The 16,914-nt window shown below is 70.7% G+C and carries 13 protein-coding genes; 7 read left to right on the forward strand and 6 right to left on the reverse strand.

Annotated elements, in window-relative coordinates:
- Positions 1–82: 82 nt before the first annotated feature.
- Complete coding sequence (locus RMP09_RS11920; RefSeq protein ID WP_310566184.1) at positions 83–1,774, forward strand: FAD-dependent oxidoreductase; 1,692 nt, start codon at positions 83–85, stop codon at positions 1,772–1,774.
- On the forward strand, positions 1,771–2,142 hold the full coding sequence (locus RMP09_RS11925; protein ID WP_310566185.1) for an NIPSNAP family protein: 372 nt from the start codon (positions 1,771–1,773) through the stop codon (positions 2,140–2,142). Before RMP09_RS11920 ends, RMP09_RS11925 begins: the two co-directional genes overlap by 4 nt.
- A gap of 20 nt (positions 2,143–2,162) precedes the next feature.
- Here RMP09_RS11925 and hemH read toward each other — a convergent pair whose 3' ends face one another.
- Positions 2,163–3,254 (reverse strand): ferrochelatase, encoded by a 1,092-nt coding sequence (gene hemH, locus RMP09_RS11930; RefSeq protein ID WP_310566186.1) that lies wholly within the window; start codon positions 3,252–3,254, stop codon positions 2,163–2,165.
- 19 nt (positions 3,255–3,273) lie between these two features.
- Here hemH and RMP09_RS11935 point away from each other — a divergent pair, with 19 nt between their 5' ends.
- Both RMP09_RS11935 and RMP09_RS11940 read left to right on the forward strand, forming a co-directional pair.
- Positions 3,274–4,014 carry an HAD-IA family hydrolase gene (locus RMP09_RS11935; protein WP_310566187.1) on the forward strand — a complete coding sequence of 247 codons (741 nt, stop codon included), beginning with the start codon at positions 3,274–3,276 and terminating at the stop codon, positions 4,012–4,014.
- Positions 4,015–4,039: 25 nt separating this feature from the next.
- Entirely contained in the window at positions 4,040–4,693 is a 654-nt protein-coding gene (locus RMP09_RS11940) for a glutathione S-transferase (protein WP_310566188.1), read from the forward strand.
- Positions 4,694–4,711: 18 nt separating this feature from the next.
- Here the strand turns inward: RMP09_RS11940 and RMP09_RS11945 are convergent, their stop codons facing one another.
- The 4 genes from RMP09_RS11945 to RMP09_RS11960 all read right to left on the reverse strand — a co-directional run bounded on the left by RMP09_RS11945 (position 4,712) and on the right by RMP09_RS11960 (position 10,495).
- Positions 4,712–7,141 carry an ATP-binding protein gene (locus RMP09_RS11945; protein WP_310566189.1) on the reverse strand — a complete coding sequence of 810 codons (2,430 nt, stop codon included), beginning with the start codon at positions 7,139–7,141 and terminating at the stop codon, positions 4,712–4,714.
- 73 nt (positions 7,142–7,214) lie between these two features.
- Positions 7,215–8,579, reverse strand: coding sequence for a hydroxysqualene dehydroxylase HpnE (hpnE, locus tag RMP09_RS11950; protein ID WP_310566190.1), 1,365 nt, complete (start codon positions 8,577–8,579; stop codon positions 7,215–7,217).
- A 238-nt stretch (positions 8,580–8,817) separates the two neighbouring features.
- Entirely contained in the window at positions 8,818–9,684 is an 867-nt protein-coding gene (hpnD, locus tag RMP09_RS11955; protein WP_310566191.1) for a presqualene diphosphate synthase HpnD, read from the reverse strand.
- A 118-nt stretch (positions 9,685–9,802) separates the two neighbouring features.
- On the reverse strand, positions 9,803–10,495 hold the full coding sequence (locus RMP09_RS11960; protein WP_310566192.1) for a Crp/Fnr family transcriptional regulator: 693 nt from the start codon (positions 10,493–10,495) through the stop codon (positions 9,803–9,805).
- 432 nt (positions 10,496–10,927) lie between these two features.
- On the opposite strand from RMP09_RS11960, the gene RMP09_RS11965 reads away from it, so the two are divergent.
- Entirely contained in the window at positions 10,928–11,734 is an 807-nt protein-coding gene (locus RMP09_RS11965; protein ID WP_310566193.1) for an ATP-binding protein, read from the forward strand.
- 12 nt (positions 11,735–11,746) lie between these two features.
- On the opposite strand, the gene hpnC is transcribed toward RMP09_RS11965, so the two are convergent.
- The gene (hpnC, locus tag RMP09_RS11970) at positions 11,747–12,640 is read right to left on the reverse strand and encodes a squalene synthase HpnC (RefSeq protein WP_310566194.1); all 894 of its coding nucleotides are present in this window, start codon (positions 12,638–12,640) and stop codon (positions 11,747–11,749) included.
- A gap of 251 nt (positions 12,641–12,891) precedes the next feature.
- Between hpnC and RMP09_RS11975 the strand changes: the two genes are divergently transcribed.
- Together RMP09_RS11975 and RMP09_RS11980 are read left to right on the forward strand one after the other, a co-directional pair.
- Positions 12,892–14,004 (forward strand): efflux RND transporter periplasmic adaptor subunit, encoded by a 1,113-nt coding sequence (locus tag RMP09_RS11975; protein ID WP_310566195.1) that lies wholly within the window; start codon positions 12,892–12,894, stop codon positions 14,002–14,004.
- An 8-nt stretch (positions 14,005–14,012) separates the two neighbouring features.
- Positions 14,013–16,914: efflux RND transporter permease subunit (locus tag RMP09_RS11980; protein ID WP_310566196.1), on the forward strand; the 2,902-nt coding region annotated here is incomplete at its 3' end.

Here is a 16,914-nt window from a genome sequence, read left to right on the forward strand (position 1 = left end):
GCGGGTCGCTGCCCCCCGAGGGGGCGCGGCCTTGCTTGGGGCGGCCCGGCGCGGCGGCCCACAACCTCTTGAGGAGACACACATGAACAAGACCGAACACGACCTGATCGTCGTCGGCTCCGGCGCCGCCGGCCTGGCCACCGCCATCACCGCGAAGAAGCGCGGGCTGGACGTCGTCGTTATCGAGAAGGAGCCCGTCTTCGGCGGCACCACCGCGCTCTCGGGCGGTGTGCTCTGGATTCCGCTGGGCCCCCACGGCCGGCAGCAGAACCCGGCCGACACGCGCGAGGCCGTGCGTCGCTACATGATGGAAGAGACCGGCGCGTTCTACGACGAAGCCGCGGTCGAAGCCTTCATCGAGAACGGTCCGAAGATGGTGGAATTTTTCGAGCGCGAAACGGCGATGCAGTTCGTGCCCACGCTCTACCCGGACTACCACCCCGACGTGCCGGGCGGCGTCGACATCGGCCGCTCCATCCTGGCCAAGCCCTTCGACATCCGCGAACTCGGTGCCGACATGGCGCGCCTGAAACCGCCGCTGAAAACCATCACCTTCATCGGCATGATGTTCAACTCGTCGAACGCCGACCTGAAGCACTTCTTCCAGGTCACGAAGTCGCTCACCTCGTTCATGTACGTGGCCAGGCGTCTGGCCACGCACCTCAAGGAACTCGCGCTGTACCGCCGCGGCATCGCGGTCACCAGCGGCAACGCGCTGGCCGCGCGGCTGGCGAAGTCGGCGCTGGATCTGGGCATTCCCATCCTCATCAGCACCCCGGCGCAGGGCATCGAAATGGACGGCGAGCGCGCCGTGGGCGTGCGCACCGCGCAGGGCGTGCTGCGCGCGCGCCACGGTGTGGTGCTGGCCTGCGGCGGTTTCCCGCACGACGTCAAACGCATCGCGCAGGCCTACCCGCATGTGAAGCGGGGCCACCAGCACCTCTCGCCCACGCCCACCAGCAACACCGGCGACGGCGTGAACATGGCCGAAGCCCTGGGCGGCGTGGTGGACATCCGCTTCAAGGACGCGGCGGCCTGGATGCCGGTGTCCCGCGTGGACTATGGCAAGGGCGAGATCGGCGTGTTTCCGCACCTGCTGGACCGCTACAAGCCCGGCATCATCGGCGTGCTGGCCAATGGGCGGCGCTTCACCAACGAGTCCAACTCTTATCACGACGTGGGCGCCGCGATGGTGCGGGCCTGCGAAGGCCAGAAAGAGACGGCGATGTGGCTGGTGTGCGACAAGACCACGCTGGCCAAGTACGGCATCGGCTTCGTGAAACCCGCGCCCATGCCTACGGCCAAGTTCCTGCGCAACGGCTACCTGATCAAGGGCCACACGCTGGCCGAGCTGGCGCGGAACTGCGGCATCGATCCGGCCGGGCTGGAGCAGACGGTGAAGGACTACAACGACGGCGCCGTCCAAGGCGAAGACCCGGCCTTTGGTCGCGGTCGCACCAGTTTCAACCGCTACCTGGCTGACCCTGCCCACCAGCCCAACCCCTGCGTGGCGCCGGTGCAGACCGGGCCGTTCTACGCGGTCAAGGTGATCATGGGCGACCTGGGCACGTTTGACGGCATTCGCACCAGCGTGGTGGGCGAGGTGCTGCGGCGCGACGGCAGGCCAATAGCCGGCCTGTACGCCGTGGGCAACGACCGCGCCAGCATCATGGGCGGCAACTACCCGGGCGCCGGCATCACCCACGGGCCGAACATGACCTTTGGTTTCGTCACCGGGAACCACATCGCCGACACCGCAGGAGCCCGCGCATGAACACCCAGGAAAACGCCTGGCCGATCAGCAGCGCGGTGACGTTGGGCAAACCGCTGGTGGACCACCGCATCTACACCATCGCCTTGCGCAAGATGCCGGAGTTCCTGGAGGTCTTCAACCGCCTGGCCATGCCCATCCTGATGCAGACCCTGGGCCATCCGGTGGGCTTCTACACCAGCCTGGTGGGGCCGCAGAACCAGTTTGTGCACCTGTGGGCCTATGACAGCCTGGCCGACTACGAGCAGCGCTGCCGTGCGCGCGACACGCACCCCGACTTCCCGGCCTACCTGCAGGCCTCGGCCCACCTGATCACGGCGCAGGAAACGCGCCTGATCCGCGCCGTGCCCATGCCGGGCTGGACCGGCTAGGAGGCTGTCGGACCTGGGCGTCAGTCTTTCGCGCCCATCGCCAGCGCGCGGTCGCGGCTGGCCTGCAAGGCCATCGGGTCGTCTGCCTGCCGGGTGGGCCAGCCTTGCAGGTGCTGTTCGGTCAGCTGGGTCAGCGCGCGGATCCAGTCCGGGCTGTCGTTGAGGCACTCGATGTATTCGAAGCGCTCGCCACCCGCGTGCTTGAAGGCCTCCTGCGCCTCCATGCGGATTTCTTCCAGCGTTTCCAGGCAGTCGCTGGTGAAGCCGGGGCACACCAGGTCCACGCGCTTGAGTCCTTTTTGCGCCATGGCGACCAGGGTCGGCTCGGTGTAGGGCTCCAGCCACTTGGCCTTGCCAAAGCGCGACTGGAAAGTGACGGTGTAGGCGTCTCGGGCCAGACCGAGTTTTTCCGCCAGCAAGCGCGCGGTCTTGTGGCATTCGCAGTGGTAGGGGTCGCCCAGGTGCAGGGTGCGCTCGGGCACGCCGTGGAAGCTCATCACCAGGTGTTCGCCGCGCGCGTGGTGCAACCAGTGGTGCTGGATGCGCTGGGCCAGCGCGGTGATGTAGCCGGCGTCGTCGTGGTAGCGGTTGATGAAGCGCAGCTCGGGCAAGTGGCGCGTCTGCAGGCCCCAGTGCGCCACCGCGTCGAACAGGCTGGCGGTGGTGGTGCCGCTGTACTGCGGGTAGGCCGGGACGATGAGCACGCGCGTGACGCCCTGGGCCTTGAGCTCGTCGAGCACCGCCGGCATGGAAGGGTTGCCGTAACGCATGGCGTAGCGCACCGTGACCTGGTGGCCGCGTTCGCCCAGGTAGCCCTGCAGCAGAGCGGCCTGTTTCTGGGTCCAGACCTTCAGCGGCGAGCCTTCGGGCGTCCAGACGGAGGCGTATTTGGCGGCCGACTTGGCGGGCCGCACGCGCAGGATGATGCCGTGCAGGATCGGCATCCACAGCGCCCTGGGGATCTCGACCACGCGGCGGTCGCTCAGGAATTCGGCCAGGTAGCGGCGCAGCGCCGGGGCGGTGGGTTCGTCGGGGGTGCCCAGGTTGCACAGCACCACGGCCGTGCGCGGCGCCTGGCCATGGGAAAAGGCGGGTTCGGTCTTGAAGGGCATGCGCTATTCTCCCGCAGCCATGAAACCCCCTGCCGACGCTCCGCCACCCATCTCCGGGCCGCGCCTGGACACCCGCCGCATCCGCGCCATCACGCTGGACCTGGACGACACCCTGTGGCCGATCTGGCCCACCATCGCGCGCGCCGAGCAGGTGCTGGCCGGCTGGCTGGCGCAGCACGCGCCGGCCACCGCGGCGCTGGGGGCCGACCGCCAGGCCCTGCGCGAGGTGCGCGAACACATGGGCCGCACCCGGCCCGACCTGGCGCACGACCTGAGCGCGCTGCGGCGCGAGTCCATCCGCATGCTGCTGCAACGCGCGGGCGACGACCCGGCGCTGGCCGAACCCGCCTTCGAGGTGTTTTTTGCCGAGCGCCAGCGGGTGGAGCTGTTCGACGACGCCTTGCCCGCGCTGCAGCGGCTGGGCGCCCGGTTCCCCATCGTGGCCTTGTCCAACGGCAACGCCGACGTGCAGCGCGTGGGCATCGGCGCGCACTTTGTGGCGTCCATCAGTGCGCGCGAGTTCGGCGTGGGCAAGCCCGATGTGCGCATCTTCCACGCCGGGGCACAGGCCGCCGGGGTGGCGCCGGCCGAGGTGCTGCACATCGGCGACGACGCCCATCTGGACGGCGTGGGCGCGCTCAACGCCGGCATGCAGCTGGCCTGGGTCAACCGCGAGGGGCACCCCTGGGAGCACGCGCCGCTGCAACCCCACATCACCCTGAGCGACCTGCGCGTGCTGTGCGACGCGCTGGGCCTTTGAACACCGTTCGCAACCGGAGACCTCTGTGAGCCTGACCATCCACGGCATCGCCGCCTCGCGCGCCATCCGCCCCCTGTGGGCCGCCACCGAACTGGGGCTGGACTTCACCCACCGGCCCACGCCCTACCAGGGCGGGGGTACGCGTTCGCCCGACTTCCTGGCGCTCAACCCCAACGGCCACATCCCGGTGGTGGTCGATGCGCGGCCGGAAGGGGAGGTGGTGGTGTGGGAGAGCATGGCCTGCGCGCTCTACATCGCGCGCCACCACGGTGCGGCCGACGGCCAGAGCATCACGCCCGCGACGCCGAAAGAAGACGCCGACGCCCTGCGCTGGAGCTTCTGGGCCGTGACCGAATGCGAGGCCGATGCGCTGACGGTGCTGATGCACCGGCTGGCCATGCCGGCCGAGCGCCGCAAGCCCGAGCTGGCCGAGGCCGCCGAGCGGCGCCTGGCCGTGCCGCTGCGCGTGATCGAGCAGCACCTGGCGGCGCAGCAGGCCGCGGGCCAGGCGCACCTGGCGGCCGGGCGCTTCACCATCGCCGACCTGTGCGTGGCCGCCGTGCTCAATTGGGCACGCCCCGCGCACGACCTGATGCAGGCCCACCCGCTCACGCACGACTGGATCGTGCGCTGCATGGCGCGCCCGGCGCAGCACGCGGCCAAGGCGCTGGGCCACTGAGCCCTGCCTGGGCCGCCATCAGCTGCGCGGGCGCCGCCGCCGCGGGCTGGCGGTGGCCTGCTGGCAGGCTTCGCGGTAGGCGCGCAGGGTTTGTTCGCAGCGGCCCAGCACGCTGTCGGCGGGGTAGGGCGTGCCGGGGGCTGGCGGCTCGCCCAGGCCCGTGGCCACGCCGGTGAGCAGGGCCAGGCCTTCTTCCGCGTGGGCCGCGGTGTGGATGTGGAACCGGCCCGCGGCCACCGCGTCCACCACCTCGCGGTCGAGCATCAGGTGGCGCAGGTTGCGCTGCGGCAGCAGCACCCCTTGCTGACCGTCCAGCCCCGCCGCCGCGCAGACGCGGAACCAGCCCTCGATCTTTTCGTTCACGCCGCCCACCGGCAGCACCTCGCCGTGCTGGTTGAGCGCACCGGTCACGGCGATGCCCTGGCGCAGCGGCACGCCCGAGAGCGAGGACAGCAGCGCGAACAGTTCGGCGCACGAGGCCGAGTCGCCTTCGACCCCGTGGTATTCCTGCTCGAAGACGATGGACGCGTTCAGCGCCAGCGGTGTGAGGTGGCCGAACAGCCCGGTCAGGTAGCTGTGCAGGATCAGCACCCCCTTGTCGTGGATGGGGCCCGACATCTCCACTTCGCGCTCGATGTTGAGCAGGCCCTTGGTGCCGGCGTGGGTGCGCGCGCTCACGCGCACCGGCAGGCCAAAGCGCCAGTCGCCCAGGTCGATCTGCGTCAGGCCGTTGATCTGCCCGACCCGCGAGCCCTGCAGGCTGATCAGGCGCTCGCCCTCGGCGATGGACTCGCGCAGGCGCTGCTCCGGGTAGTCGTGCCGCAGGCGACGGGCGGCCAGGGCCGCGTCCACGTCGTCGACCTCCACCCGGGTGCCCTGGCGCGCGCGGCACAGCGCGGCGCTCTCGGCCACCAGCGCCTCGGTGCGCGCGAAGATGGCGCTCTGGCGCGCCTGGTCGTCCACCTCGCGGTGCGCGTCTTCCAGCAACCGCGCCACCGCCGCGGCGCTCAGGTGCGGCAGACCCAGGCGGGCGCAGGTGTGGGCCACGAACACGGCGCTGGCCGCGCGGGTCTCGGCCGTGGCCGGAAAGCTCTCGGCAAAGTCCACCTTGACGCGGAAATGGCGTGCGAACTCCGGGTCGGCCTCCTGCAGCGCGTAGTAGTCCTCGATCGAGCCGACCAGGATGAGCTTGGTCTCCACGTCCACAGCCTCGGGCTGCAGCGACACCGCCGCCATGGGCATGAGCGAGCTGCCCGGCTCCTCGATCTGCACCCGGCCCGAGCGCATGAAGCGGCGCAGCTTCTCCCACACCTGCTCGTCGGTCACCAGGTCGCGCAGGTGCAACAGCAGAAAACCGCCGTGCGCGCGCAGCAGGCTGCCGGCGCGCACGCGGTGGAAGTCCGTCATCATCACGTCCTCGTCGGCCTGGTACTCGATGCGGCCGAACAGGTTGTGGAACACCGGGTTGTCTTCCACGATCACCGGCGCGCCGGTGCGCCCCGCGTTGTCCACGACCAGGTTGACGCGGTAGCCCAGCAGCAGCTGGGCCAGCGCCTCCTGCCGCACCTCGTCGTCGCTGTCCTGCGGCACGAAGAGTTCGATGTGTTCGAGCAGGTCGTGTTCGACCTGGTCGAGGTAGCTGCCCAGCTTGACCGAGTCCTTGATCTGTTTTTTCAGCCGCACGCGCATGGCCTGCAGCTCGTGGTCCAGCATCGGTTTGATGACCTGGCGGCGCAGCGAGGCCAGGCCCTCGTTCATCACCCGCAGCATGGGGCGCGTCTTGTCCAGGAAGCGGCTGATCTCTTCGCGCAGGGCCTGTTCGGCCAGGTCGATCTCGGCGCGCCGATCCTTGGACAGCGCGCGCGCTTCGGTCTCGGTCAGGGCGCTGCCCTGCTCGCCGATCAGGGTGAACACCAGGTGGCCGGCTTCGCGGTAGAGGTTGAAGCCGCGCGCGTCGGCAAACGCATCCAGTTCGGCATAGGCCTTGGCTTCTTCGTTGCGGTAGGCGCTTTGCAGCCGGTCGCTCTCGGCCTTGAAGTCTTCGCTGCCCAGGCGTTGCGGGATTTCCGTTTGCACGAAGCGCACCAGCTGGGCCATCAGCTGGCGCAGCTCGCGCCCCTGGCCGGCCGGCATGCGCAGGGCGCGTGGGCGCTCGGGGGCGTCGAAGTGGTGCAGGTAACACAGGTCGGGCGGCACCGGCCGGTCGGCCGCCAGTGTCTGGGCCAGCTGGCGCAGCAGCGAGGCGCGGCCGCTGCCCACCTCGCCCAGCACGAACAGGTGGTAGTCCGGCTGGTCCATGGCCAGGCCAAAACGCGCCGCCTTCTCGGCCCGCTCCTGGCCGATCCAGGGCAGGGGCTGGCCCAGCAGTTCGCTGGTGTCGGCAAAGGCCAGCGCCGCCGGGTCGATGGTCAGGCGCAGTTGTTCGGGGGACAGGCTGAGGGTGGGCATGGGCAGCACCTCGGAGGGCGACGATGACCAAGCCATCTTGCGCGCGCCCGGCGGCGCGGCGCAAGCCCGGCGCTCAGAGACTCACCGCGGCGATGCCGCTGCGCACCGCGCCTTCGAGGGTGGCGGGGTAGGGGCCGTCGACGTAATCGCCCGCCGCCCACAGGCCGTGGGCGATGGCCGCCGCCGGGCGCTGCAGGCCCGGTGTGCAGGCGAAGGTGGCGCGTTTTTCCACCACGGTCTTGAGCGGCCGCAGCCCCCGCAGGCCCAGCTGGTCGGTGGCCTGGCGCAGCACCGCGGCCTGCACGGCTTCGCGCTCGCCGTCGCTGGCGCTGACCACGAAGGCCAGCACGCCTTGCGAGGACGGGTCGTCGGGCTGCAGTTGCCCGCGGTCAAAGGCGAACTGGGCCGGGGCTTCGGGGCCGCTGTGCAGCGCCAGCATGGGCGCCGCCAGGTGCTGGCCGGTGGCCAGCGCGTACACGGTGGTGATGGCGGTGTAGGGCAGGGCGGCGGCCAGCCGCGCCCAGTCGCCCAGCGCGGTGGCCGTGTCGTCGTCGTGCGCGCCACGCGCCAGGGCGGCGGCCTGGTTCATCGCCTGGGCCGCGGGGCCGGCCGCGGTGGCCCAGACCAGGTGGTCGAACGGGGCTTCGAACACCTCGCCGTCCTGCACGCCCAGCAACAGCCAGCCGCCGGGGCGGCACTGCAGCGCCCCCACCCGCGCGCCCAGCCGCACGCGGCTGCGGCCGCCGTGGTGCGAGCGCAGCCAGCGCGCGGCGGCCTGCGGCATCAGGGCCGAGAGGTCGGTGCGCGGCAGCAGCAGGTGGGCCGGGCCCATGCCGGGGTGGCCCTGGCCGAACAGCGCGTCGCGCATCACGTTCAGGAACACCTGCGCGCTGGCCTGGTCGCCCGGGGTGTTCAGGGCCGACACGCACAGCGGCTCGATCAGTTCATTCACCACCCGCGGGGGCAGGTCGGCGCACAGCTGGGCCACCGTCTGGCCGGGGCGGGCCACAAAACCGTGCAGGCGCCAGCCCAGCGCGGCGCGCAGCAGGGCCAGCCGGTCGCCCCAGGTCCAGCCGCGGGCGGTGGCGATGGCCGCCAGCGCGTCCAGCGGAGGCGGCATGTGCGCCGCCCAGGCCGGCGTCACCAGGCCACTGCCATCGGGGTGCGGCAGGCCCAGCGGCAGGCGCAGCAGCGCGGTGGCCGGGTCCACGCCCACGGTCTGCATCAGCGCCAGCGTCTGGCGGTAGGCGCCGATCAGGATGTGCTGGCCGTTGTCCAGCGTGAGCGTGCGCCCGTCGGGCAGCGGCACGGGCAGCGCGCGCGCGCGGCCCCCGAGCACGCGGCTGGCCTCGAACACGGTGACGTCGGCCCCGGCCTCGGCGGCGGTGAGCGCGGCCGCCATGCCGGCCCAGCCACCACCGACCACGCCGACCCTCATGAAATGAGGCCCCCACGCTCCACCGCTGCGCGGGTCGCTGAACAGGGCGCTGCCAGAGTCAGCGCCACTTGGTTCCGTCCAGACGTGCGCAGGCACGTCTGGAGCCGCGGCACCAAGCCCCTCGGGGGCTGGGCCAGCCTTGGGGCGGCCCGGCGGCTGGCCCGTTGGCCCCCACGCTCCACCGCTGTGCCCCAAAGGGGTGGTGTCGACTGGAGGCGGCCCGGCAGCAATACGGTCGTCATAGACGACCCAGGGCCTGCACCTTCCAGGCCAGCCAGAACTTGCGCAGCGGCGTCAGGCTCACGCGCCGGGTCAGCACGAGCAGCGGCTCGGCCTGGATTTCCCGCAGCAGGGTGCGGTAGATGCTCGCCATCATCAGCCCCGGCTTTTGCGCTCGGCGGTCAGCTTCGGGCAGCAGGGCCAGGGCTTCGTCGTACAGGCCCAGCGCCCGCTCGCACTGGAAGCGCATCAGGGCCAGGAAGCGGCGTTCGAAGTCGGCGGTGTCCATGCCCGGCGCGGCGCCGCGCTTGACCAGCTCGTGGGCCTTGACGTCGAAGCGCTGCAGCTCGTTGACAGGCAGGTAGATGCGGCCGCGCGCCGCGTCTTCGCCGACGTCGCGCACGATGTTGGTCAGCTGGAAGGCCAGGCCGAGCCGGTGGGCGTAGTCGGTGGTCTGCGGCAGGGTCTGGCCGAAGATGCGCGCCGCCACTTCACCCACCACGCCGGCCACCAGGTGGCAGTACTGCTGCAGGTTGGCGAAGTCCAGGTAGCGGTTCTGGTCCAGGTCCATCTGGCAGCCGTCGATCACGGCCAGCAGGTGCCGCGCCTCGATGCCGTAGACCGCCGCGTGCGGCATGAGCGCCTGCAGCGCCGGGTGGCTGGGCTGGCCGGCCCAGGCCTGGGTCACTTCCTGGCGCCACCAGGCGAGCTTGGTCTGCGCCACGCCCAGGTCCTGCACCTCGTCCACCACGTCGTCCACCTCGCGGCAGAAGGCATAGAAAGCGGTGATGGCGGCGCGCCGGGGCGGCGGCAAGAAGAGAAAGGCGTAATAGAAGCTGCTGCCGGAGGCGGCGGCTTTCTGCTGGGCGTAGTCTTGTGGCGTCATGGCTCGGGCGGGGGTGCCCGAGTGTAAACAGCGGCCGGCCTGTGGATCGGCGCGTGCGCGGCCCGGCCGCGCGGCCCGCACGCCGCGGGGCAGCGGGCGGTGTTGGCCTGGCTGTGCGTCAGAACACCTGTCGGTGTGTGCCGGTGAGTTCGCCGTGCCAGCGGTCCACGCGGTGCAGGTGGCCGTTGTCTTCAAGCAGGCGCAGGGCGCGTGCCACCGATTCGCGCGAGGTGCACAGCAGCGCCGCCAGCGCCACCTGGCTGGGCAGGTGCACCGTGCGGGTGCCCTGTTCGTGGGCCAGCAGCATCAGCGTGGCCATCAGCTGGCGCGGCAGGCCGCGCAGGCGCATGACCTGGCTCCAGTCGGCCAGCCGGGCAAAGGCGTTGGCCATCAGGTGGTGCAGCAGGTCCAGCAGGGCCGCGTCCTGGTGCAGCGTGTGGCGCAGCGCGGCGACCGGGAGTTCGCAGATCCGCCCGGCCGACAGCGCCTGCGCACCGACCAGTGTGGTTTTGTCCAGCAGGCCCCACATGCCCAGCAGATGGCTGCGGCCGACCAGGGCCACCGGGTGGTGCGCGCCATCCGGCCCGCAGCGGGTGAGCATGACGGTGCCCAGCTTGACGGCGCGCACCACGCTGGGTGCGAGGCCCTCGGTCTGCAAGGGCTCGCCTTTGCGGAACCCGCGTTCGTGCAGCATCGGGTCCAGCCGTTCCCGCTGGCCGCGGGGCAACTGGCCGATCAGGCAGATCCGCCGCGCCGCGCACAGCTGGCAGCGTTGGACGGTGTCGGTGGACGGTGCTGGGGCGAGGGGCATGGGCAGGGCTGGGGGCGCGGCGCTCAAGGCGGGGCGCAGCCTGGCCGGGTGGGCCTCGCTGCGGGCGGGGCGACGGCCGGAAGCACGCCGCTCTTCTGGATTCGGCGCGAACGCGGGCATCTGTAGAACCGAAACGGCGGGTTTCGTGGTCTTTCGCACGCCGCTGGGGTCTGCAGCGCTGCGCGCCGGGGGCGGGTGGGAAGGCGATGGCGGAGGCGGGCGTGAGGAACCGGGAGGGCGCATGCGGACGGTTTGCCACAGGACGCCGTTGACTTGAGGGGCAAACTGCGAGCACCGTCACATTCGGTGCTGATATGGGGACGAGGTGGCAATGAATGTCGTGCGCGTACAAAGGTTTGCATGCGCTCTGACGTTAGTGTTGCGGTATCGCCTGGGAGGCGGCTTTTCGCATTCGTTCACGCACTCTTTTTCATGCCATCTCCTCGCGATTTCCAGCACCCGCTTGCACTGCGCTCCGATCCCATGGCACCCGCGTCCGGGCCTGGCCTGACCGACCCGCTGACGACCGATGAGCCGCAGACCGCCCGGCTGGCGTCGGCCGAACAGACGTTGCGCGACATCGCCCACGCACTGGCACACGATCTGCGCACCTCGTTGCGCCACGTGGCCAGCTACGCGCAGTTGTTGAGCGAGCCGGCCTACGCCAGCCAGCCTGAGCAGGCCGCGCGCCTGGCGCACAAGGTGCTCGACTCCAGCCGGCGGCTGCAGCAGCTGATGGAATCGGTCTCGGCCCTGGCCCGGCTGCAGACCGAGGACCTGCAGGTCCAGAAGGTGAACACCACCGACCTGGTGCGTTCCGTCATCCGGCGGCTGGACGAGAGCACCCGCGGCCCCCGCGTGGCCTGCATCGTTGCGCCCGACCTGCCGCCCGCCCTGGCCGACGCGCCCTTGCTGCGCCGCGTCTGGCAGGAGCTGCTGGACAACGCCTGGCGCCACGCCAGCAGCCACGGCCAGCCGCGCATCGAGATCGGCTACGAGGCGGTGCCGGGCGGCCACGCCTACTTTGTGCACGACAACGGGCTGGGCTTCGAGCCCGAAAAGGCGGCCGAGCTGTTCGGCCTGTTCCAGCGCGCCCAGGGAGGGCCGTCTCCCGGGCTGGGTGTGGGCCTGGCCATGGTGCGGCGCATCGTCGAATGCCACGGTGGCCGCGTCTGGGCCACGGCGCGGCCGGGGCAGGGCGCCAGCTTCGGCTTCAGCCTGCCGGGCGACGCGCTCTGAGCGGACCGCGCCTCAGCGCACCAGCGCGCGCCACAGCAGCACGGGTACGTCGGCCTTGCCCACGGTGGGTCGCTGCAGCCAGCTGCGGTGGCCGGTGGCGGCGATTTTTTCCAGGATGCGCAGCCCGCCCTGGACCACCAGCCGCAGTTCCCAGCCGGCCCGGCCCGGGATGCGCCGCGCCAGCGGGGCACCTTGCTGCATCAGCGCCTGCGCCTGCGCGCACAGCTCGGCCACCAGCGCCTGGCAGCGCGCCTGCACCGCGGGCGCGCCCGGTCCGCTGAAGTCGGCCAGCGCCAGGCCGTGGCGGGCCAGCGCGTCGGCGGGCAGGTAGTGGCGCCCGCGGGCGTGGTCCACCGAGATGTCCTGCCAGAAGTTGATGAGCTGCAGCGCGCTGCACACCGCGTCGCTCTGGGCCAGCGAGGGTGCGTCGCCGATGCCGTACAGGTGCAGCAGCAGCCGCCCGACCGGGTTGGCCGAGAGGCGGCAGTAGGCCAGCAGCTCGGGGGTGTCGGCGTACACATGCCCGGCCGCGGTGTGGCGCACGTCCTGTTCAAAGGCGCTGATCAGGTCGTGCAGCAGTGGTGCCGGCAGGGCGTGCGTGCGCGCGGCCTGTGCCAGCGGGCCGAACACCTGGGGCCAGGCCTGGGCGTCGGTCTGGCCGGCCAGGCTGTGGTCCAAGGCACGGCGATACGCCGCCAGTTGCGCCAGGCGTTCACCGGCGCTGAACCCGCCTTCGTCGGCCAGGTCGTCGGCCGTGCGCGCAAAGTGGTACAGGGCCACCACGGCGGGCCGCAGCGCTGGCGGGCACAGCCAGGACGCCACCGGGAAATTCTCGTAATGACCCACGCTGGCGGACAAGAGGGCTGGTGGCGAGTGCGGCGGGGAATGGGGGCCGTGGGGCGTCATGAGCGGTGGGTGGGTTGCAGGTTTTGCCGGTGGCGACCCGGAGCAGGGCACCGGCTGCGGCACAGTGGCGCCGACGCCGGACGGCGCGCGGACGCTCGATTGCACTACAATTTTGCTTAATAACCGGTTGGTCATTAATTCGTGCCGGTGCTGGGCGACCCGTTCTACGGGGTGCCCCGGTCACCGGGCCGGACGCCTATTGTGGGTCCATCCCAGCCACCGCCTTCGCCGGCCACACCCCTGATCACGCCATGAAACACCCTTCCATCCTGCTGGTTTCGACCTTGTCCCTGCTGCTGGCGGCCTGTTCCAAACCCGAAGCGCCGCAGGAGCCGATCCGCGCCGTCAAGCTCATGACGGTGAACGCGTCCACCGTGGGCGCGCAGCAGGAATACGCCGGTGAGGTGAGGGCGCGGGTCGAGTCCCGCCTGGGCTTTCGCGTCGGCGGCAAGCTGGTGCAGCGCCCGGCCGAGGTGGGCCAGCGGGTGCAGGCCGGCCAGTTGCTGGCCCAGCTGGACGCCAGCGACCTGGGCCTGGCCAGTCAGGCGGCCCAAGCCCAGGTGAGCGCGGCGCAGACCCAGCGCAACCTGGCCGCGGCCGATTTCAAACGCTTCTCGGAACTCAAGGCGCAGGGGTTCATCAGCGGTGCCGAACTGGAACGCCGCCAGGCGGCACTGGACGCGGCCGAAGCCAGCCTGCGCCAGGCGCGCGCGCAGGGCGCCGTGCAGGGCAATCAGGCCGGGTACGCCCGCCTGCTGGCCGATGCGGCCGGCGTGGTGGTGGCGGTCGACGCCGAGGTGGGGCAGGTGGTGGCCGCGGGCGCGCCGGTGGTGCGCTTGGCGCGCGACGGTGCGCGCGACGTGGTGTTTGCCGTGCCCGAGGACCGGCTGGCGACCGTGAAGCCGGGCACCACCGCGCAGGTCCGCCTGTGGGCGGCGGCCCAGGGCGGCCCGGCCGCCGCGCCGCTGAGCGGCACCGTGCGCGAAGTGGCCGCCAGTGCCGACCCGGCCACGCGCACCTACCAGGTCAAGCTGGCCCTGCCGGCCGACGGTGCCATTCCCCTGGGGGCCACGGCCTATGTGGCCCTGGCCGGCAGCGCCACCGGTGCGGCGGCCATCCAGCTGCCCACCAGCGCCCTGATGCGGGCGGCCGGCGCCCAGGGAGCCACCGCGGTCTGGGTGTTCGATCCCGCCACGAGCACGGTGCAGCCGCGCACGGTGCAGCTGGCCGGTGCCGACGGCAATCACATGCTGGTGGCCTCGGGTCTGAAGGCCGGTGAAGAGGTGGTGGCCGCTGGCGTGCACGTGCTGACGGCGGGGCAGAAGGTCACCCGCTTCGTGGCGGCGGCCAAAGCAGCGAACTGAGGCACGGCATGCAAAACAACCCTTCGCATGCCCAGGCGGGCGAGCCGTCATCCTGGATCGCCCGCATGAACCTCTCGCAGTGGGCGCTGGACCACCAGGCCTTCACGCGCTACCTGATGATCGTGCTGATGCTGCTGGGCGTGGCCGCCTACTTCCAGCTCGGTCAGGACGAGGACCCACCGTTCACCTTCCGCGCCATGGTGGTGCGGGCCTACTGGCCCGGGGCCACGGCGCAGCAGATGTCGGAACAGGTGGCCGACCGGCTGGAAAAAACCCTGCAGGAAGTGCCCTACGCCGACAAGATCCGCAGCTATTCCAAGCCCGGTGAGACGCTGATCATTTTCCAGATCCGGGATGCGTCCAAGCCCGCCGAGGTGCCGCAGATCTGGTACACGGTGCGCAAGAAGATCGGCGACATGCGCGCCACCCTGCCGCAGGGCGTGGTGGGGCCGTTCTACAACGACGAGTTTGGCGACGTGTTCGGCGTCATCTATGCGCTGCAGGGCGAAGGCTTCACACCGGCCGAACGCAAGGCCGTGGCCGACGACGTGCGCCAGCGCCTGCTGCGCGTCAAGGACGTCAACAAGGTCGAGCTGTTCGGTGCGCAGGACGAAAAACTCTACGTCGAGATTTCGCACAAGCGCCTGGCCACGCTGGGGCTGGATCTGTCGCAGGTGCTGGCCGCGCTGGGGCAGCAGAACGCGCTGGAGTCCGCTGGCGCGGTGCAGGCACCGCAGGACGTGGTGCAGGTGCGCGTGGGCGGGGCGTTCAACTCGGTCGAGCAGCTGAGTGCCATGCCCATCCGGGCGGCCAACGGCACACAGATCCGGCTGGGCGACATCGCTCGGATCGGCCTGGGCTACGCCGACCCGGCGCAGACCCTGGTGCGCCACAACGGGCGGGACAGCATCGCCCTGGGCATCTCCATGGCCAAGGGCGGCGACATCATCGCCCTGGGCAAGGCCCTGAAGATCGCGGTGACCGACATTGAGCGCACCTTGCCCGCCGGCATGCAGCTGGTGCAGGTGCAGGACCAGCCGGAGGCCGTGAGCCGCTCGGTCAATGAGTTCGTCAGCGTGCTCATCGAGGCCGTGCTCATCGTGCTGGCGGTGAGCTTCCTGGCGCTGGGCCTGCACAAGCGCGAAGGCGGGCGCGGTCTGCGGCGCTACATCCTGGACGTGCGGCCCGGCCTGGTGGTGTTCATCACCATCCCGCTGGTGCTGGCCATCACCTTCCTGGTCATGCGCTACTGGGGCATTGGCCTGCACAAGATTTCGCTGGGCTCGCTGATCATCGCCCTGGGCCTGCTGGTGGACGACGCCATCATCGCGGTGGAAATGATGGTGCGCAAACTCGAAGAGGGCTACACCATGATGAAGGCGGCCACCTTCACCTGGGAGGCGACCGCCATGCCCATGCTGACCGGCACGCTGATCACCGCGGCCGGCTTCCTGCCCATCGGCATGGCCCAGTCCACCGTGGGCGAGTACACCTTCGCCATCTTCGGCGTCACGGCGGCGGCGCTGCTGATTTCCTGGGTGGTGGCCGTGATGTTCGTGCCCTACCTGGGGGTGTTGCTGCTCAAGGTCAAACCCCACGTGGGACCGGCGCACGAGGTGTTCGATGGTCCCTTTTATGTGCGCTTTCGCGCCCTGGTGAACTGGTGCGTGCAGCACCGCTGGATCACCATCGGCCTGACCATCGCCACCTTTGTGCTCGGCCTGGCCGGCATGGGCAAGGTGCAACAGCAGTTCTTTCCCGATTCGAGCCGTCCGGAAATCCTGGTCGACCTCTGGCTGCCCGAAGGCGCCAGCATGGCCGCCAACGACGAGGTGACGCGCCGCGTGGAGCAACGCCTGGCGCAACTGCCGGGCACGACCAGCGTGACGGCCTGGGTGGGCTCGGGTGTGCCGCGTTTCTACCTGCCCATCGACCAGATCTTTCCGCAGAGCAACGTGTCGCAGCTGATCCTGCTGCCGCAGGACCTCAAGGCCCGCGAGGTGCTGCGCCTTCAGGTTCCGGCGCTGCTGGCCAGCGAATTCCCCGAAGTGCGGGGCCGCGTCAAGCTGCTGGCCAACGGCCCGCCGGTGCCGTACCCGGTGCAGTTCCGTGTGGTCGGCCCCGACCCGGTGGTGCTGCGCGGCCTGGCCGACGAGGTCAAGGGCACGCTGCGCCGCAGCCCCAACATGCGCGGGGTCAACGACAACTGGAACGAGTCCGTCAAGGCCTTGCGGCTGGAGGTGGACCAGGCCAAGGCGCGCGCACTCGGCGTCTCCAGCCAGTCCATCGCCCAGGCCGCGCGCACCTTGCTGGCCGGCTCCACCATCGGCCAGTACCGCGACGGCGACAAGCTGATCGACATCGTGCTGCGCCAGCCGCTGAACGAACGCGACGCGCTGACCAGCCTGGCCAACGCCAACCTGCCCACCGCCAGCGGCAAGAGCATCCCGTTGCTGCAGATCGCGCGCCCGGTGTTCGACTGGGAACCCGGCGTGATGTGGCGTGAAAACCGCGAGTACGCGGTCACCGTGCAGGGCGACGTGGTCGAAGGCCTGCAGGGGGCCACCGTCACCGGCGAGCTGCTGCCGGCGCTGCGCGAGGCCGAAGCCCGCTGGCGCAGCCAGGGCCTCAACGGCTACCGGGTCGAGGTCGCAGGCGCGGTGGAGGAGAGCAGCAAGGGCTCGTCGTCCATCGCCGCCGGCCTGCCCGCCATGCTGTTCATCGTGTTCACCCTGCTCATGCTCCAGCTGCAGAGCTTCAGCCGTTCGCTGCTGGTGTTCCTGACCGGGCCGCTGGGCATGGCCGGCGTGGCAGGAGCCCTGCTGCTGCTGGGGCGGCCGTTCGGTTTTGTGGCGCTGCTGGGCGTGATCGCGCTGATGGGCATGATCCAGCGCAATTCGGTGATCCTGA

It is taken from the genome of Hydrogenophaga sp. (assembly GCF_031426985.1).
GTDB lineage: Bacteria > Pseudomonadota > Gammaproteobacteria > Burkholderiales > Burkholderiaceae_C > Hydrogenophaga.

Coding starts and splice junctions, on each gene's coding strand:
- RMP09_RS11920 (WP_310566184.1), top strand. CDS start 83: ATGAACAAGACCGAACACGACCTGATCGTCGTCGGCTCCGGCGCCGCC.
- RMP09_RS11935 (WP_310566187.1), top strand. CDS start 3,274: ATGAAACCCCCTGCCGACGCTCCGCCACCCATCTCCGGGCCGCGCCTG.
- RMP09_RS11925 (WP_310566185.1), top strand. CDS start 1,771: ATGAACACCCAGGAAAACGCCTGGCCGATCAGCAGCGCGGTGACGTTG.
- RMP09_RS11975 (WP_310566195.1), top strand. CDS start 12,892: ATGAAACACCCTTCCATCCTGCTGGTTTCGACCTTGTCCCTGCTGCTG.
- RMP09_RS11960 (WP_310566192.1), bottom strand. CDS start 10,495: ATGCCCCTCGCCCCAGCACCGTCCACCGACACCGTCCAACGCTGCCAG.
- hpnD (WP_310566191.1), bottom strand. CDS start 9,684: ATGACGCCACAAGACTACGCCCAGCAGAAAGCCGCCGCCTCCGGCAGC.
- hemH (WP_310566186.1), bottom strand. CDS start 3,254: ATGCCCTTCAAGACCGAACCCGCCTTTTCCCATGGCCAGGCGCCGCGC.
- hpnE (WP_310566190.1), bottom strand. CDS start 8,579: ATGAGGGTCGGCGTGGTCGGTGGTGGCTGGGCCGGCATGGCGGCCGCG.
- RMP09_RS11965 (WP_310566193.1), top strand. CDS start 10,928: ATGCCATCTCCTCGCGATTTCCAGCACCCGCTTGCACTGCGCTCCGAT.
- hpnC (WP_310566194.1), bottom strand. CDS start 12,640: ATGACGCCCCACGGCCCCCATTCCCCGCCGCACTCGCCACCAGCCCTC.
- RMP09_RS11945 (WP_310566189.1), bottom strand. CDS start 7,141: ATGCCCACCCTCAGCCTGTCCCCCGAACAACTGCGCCTGACCATCGAC.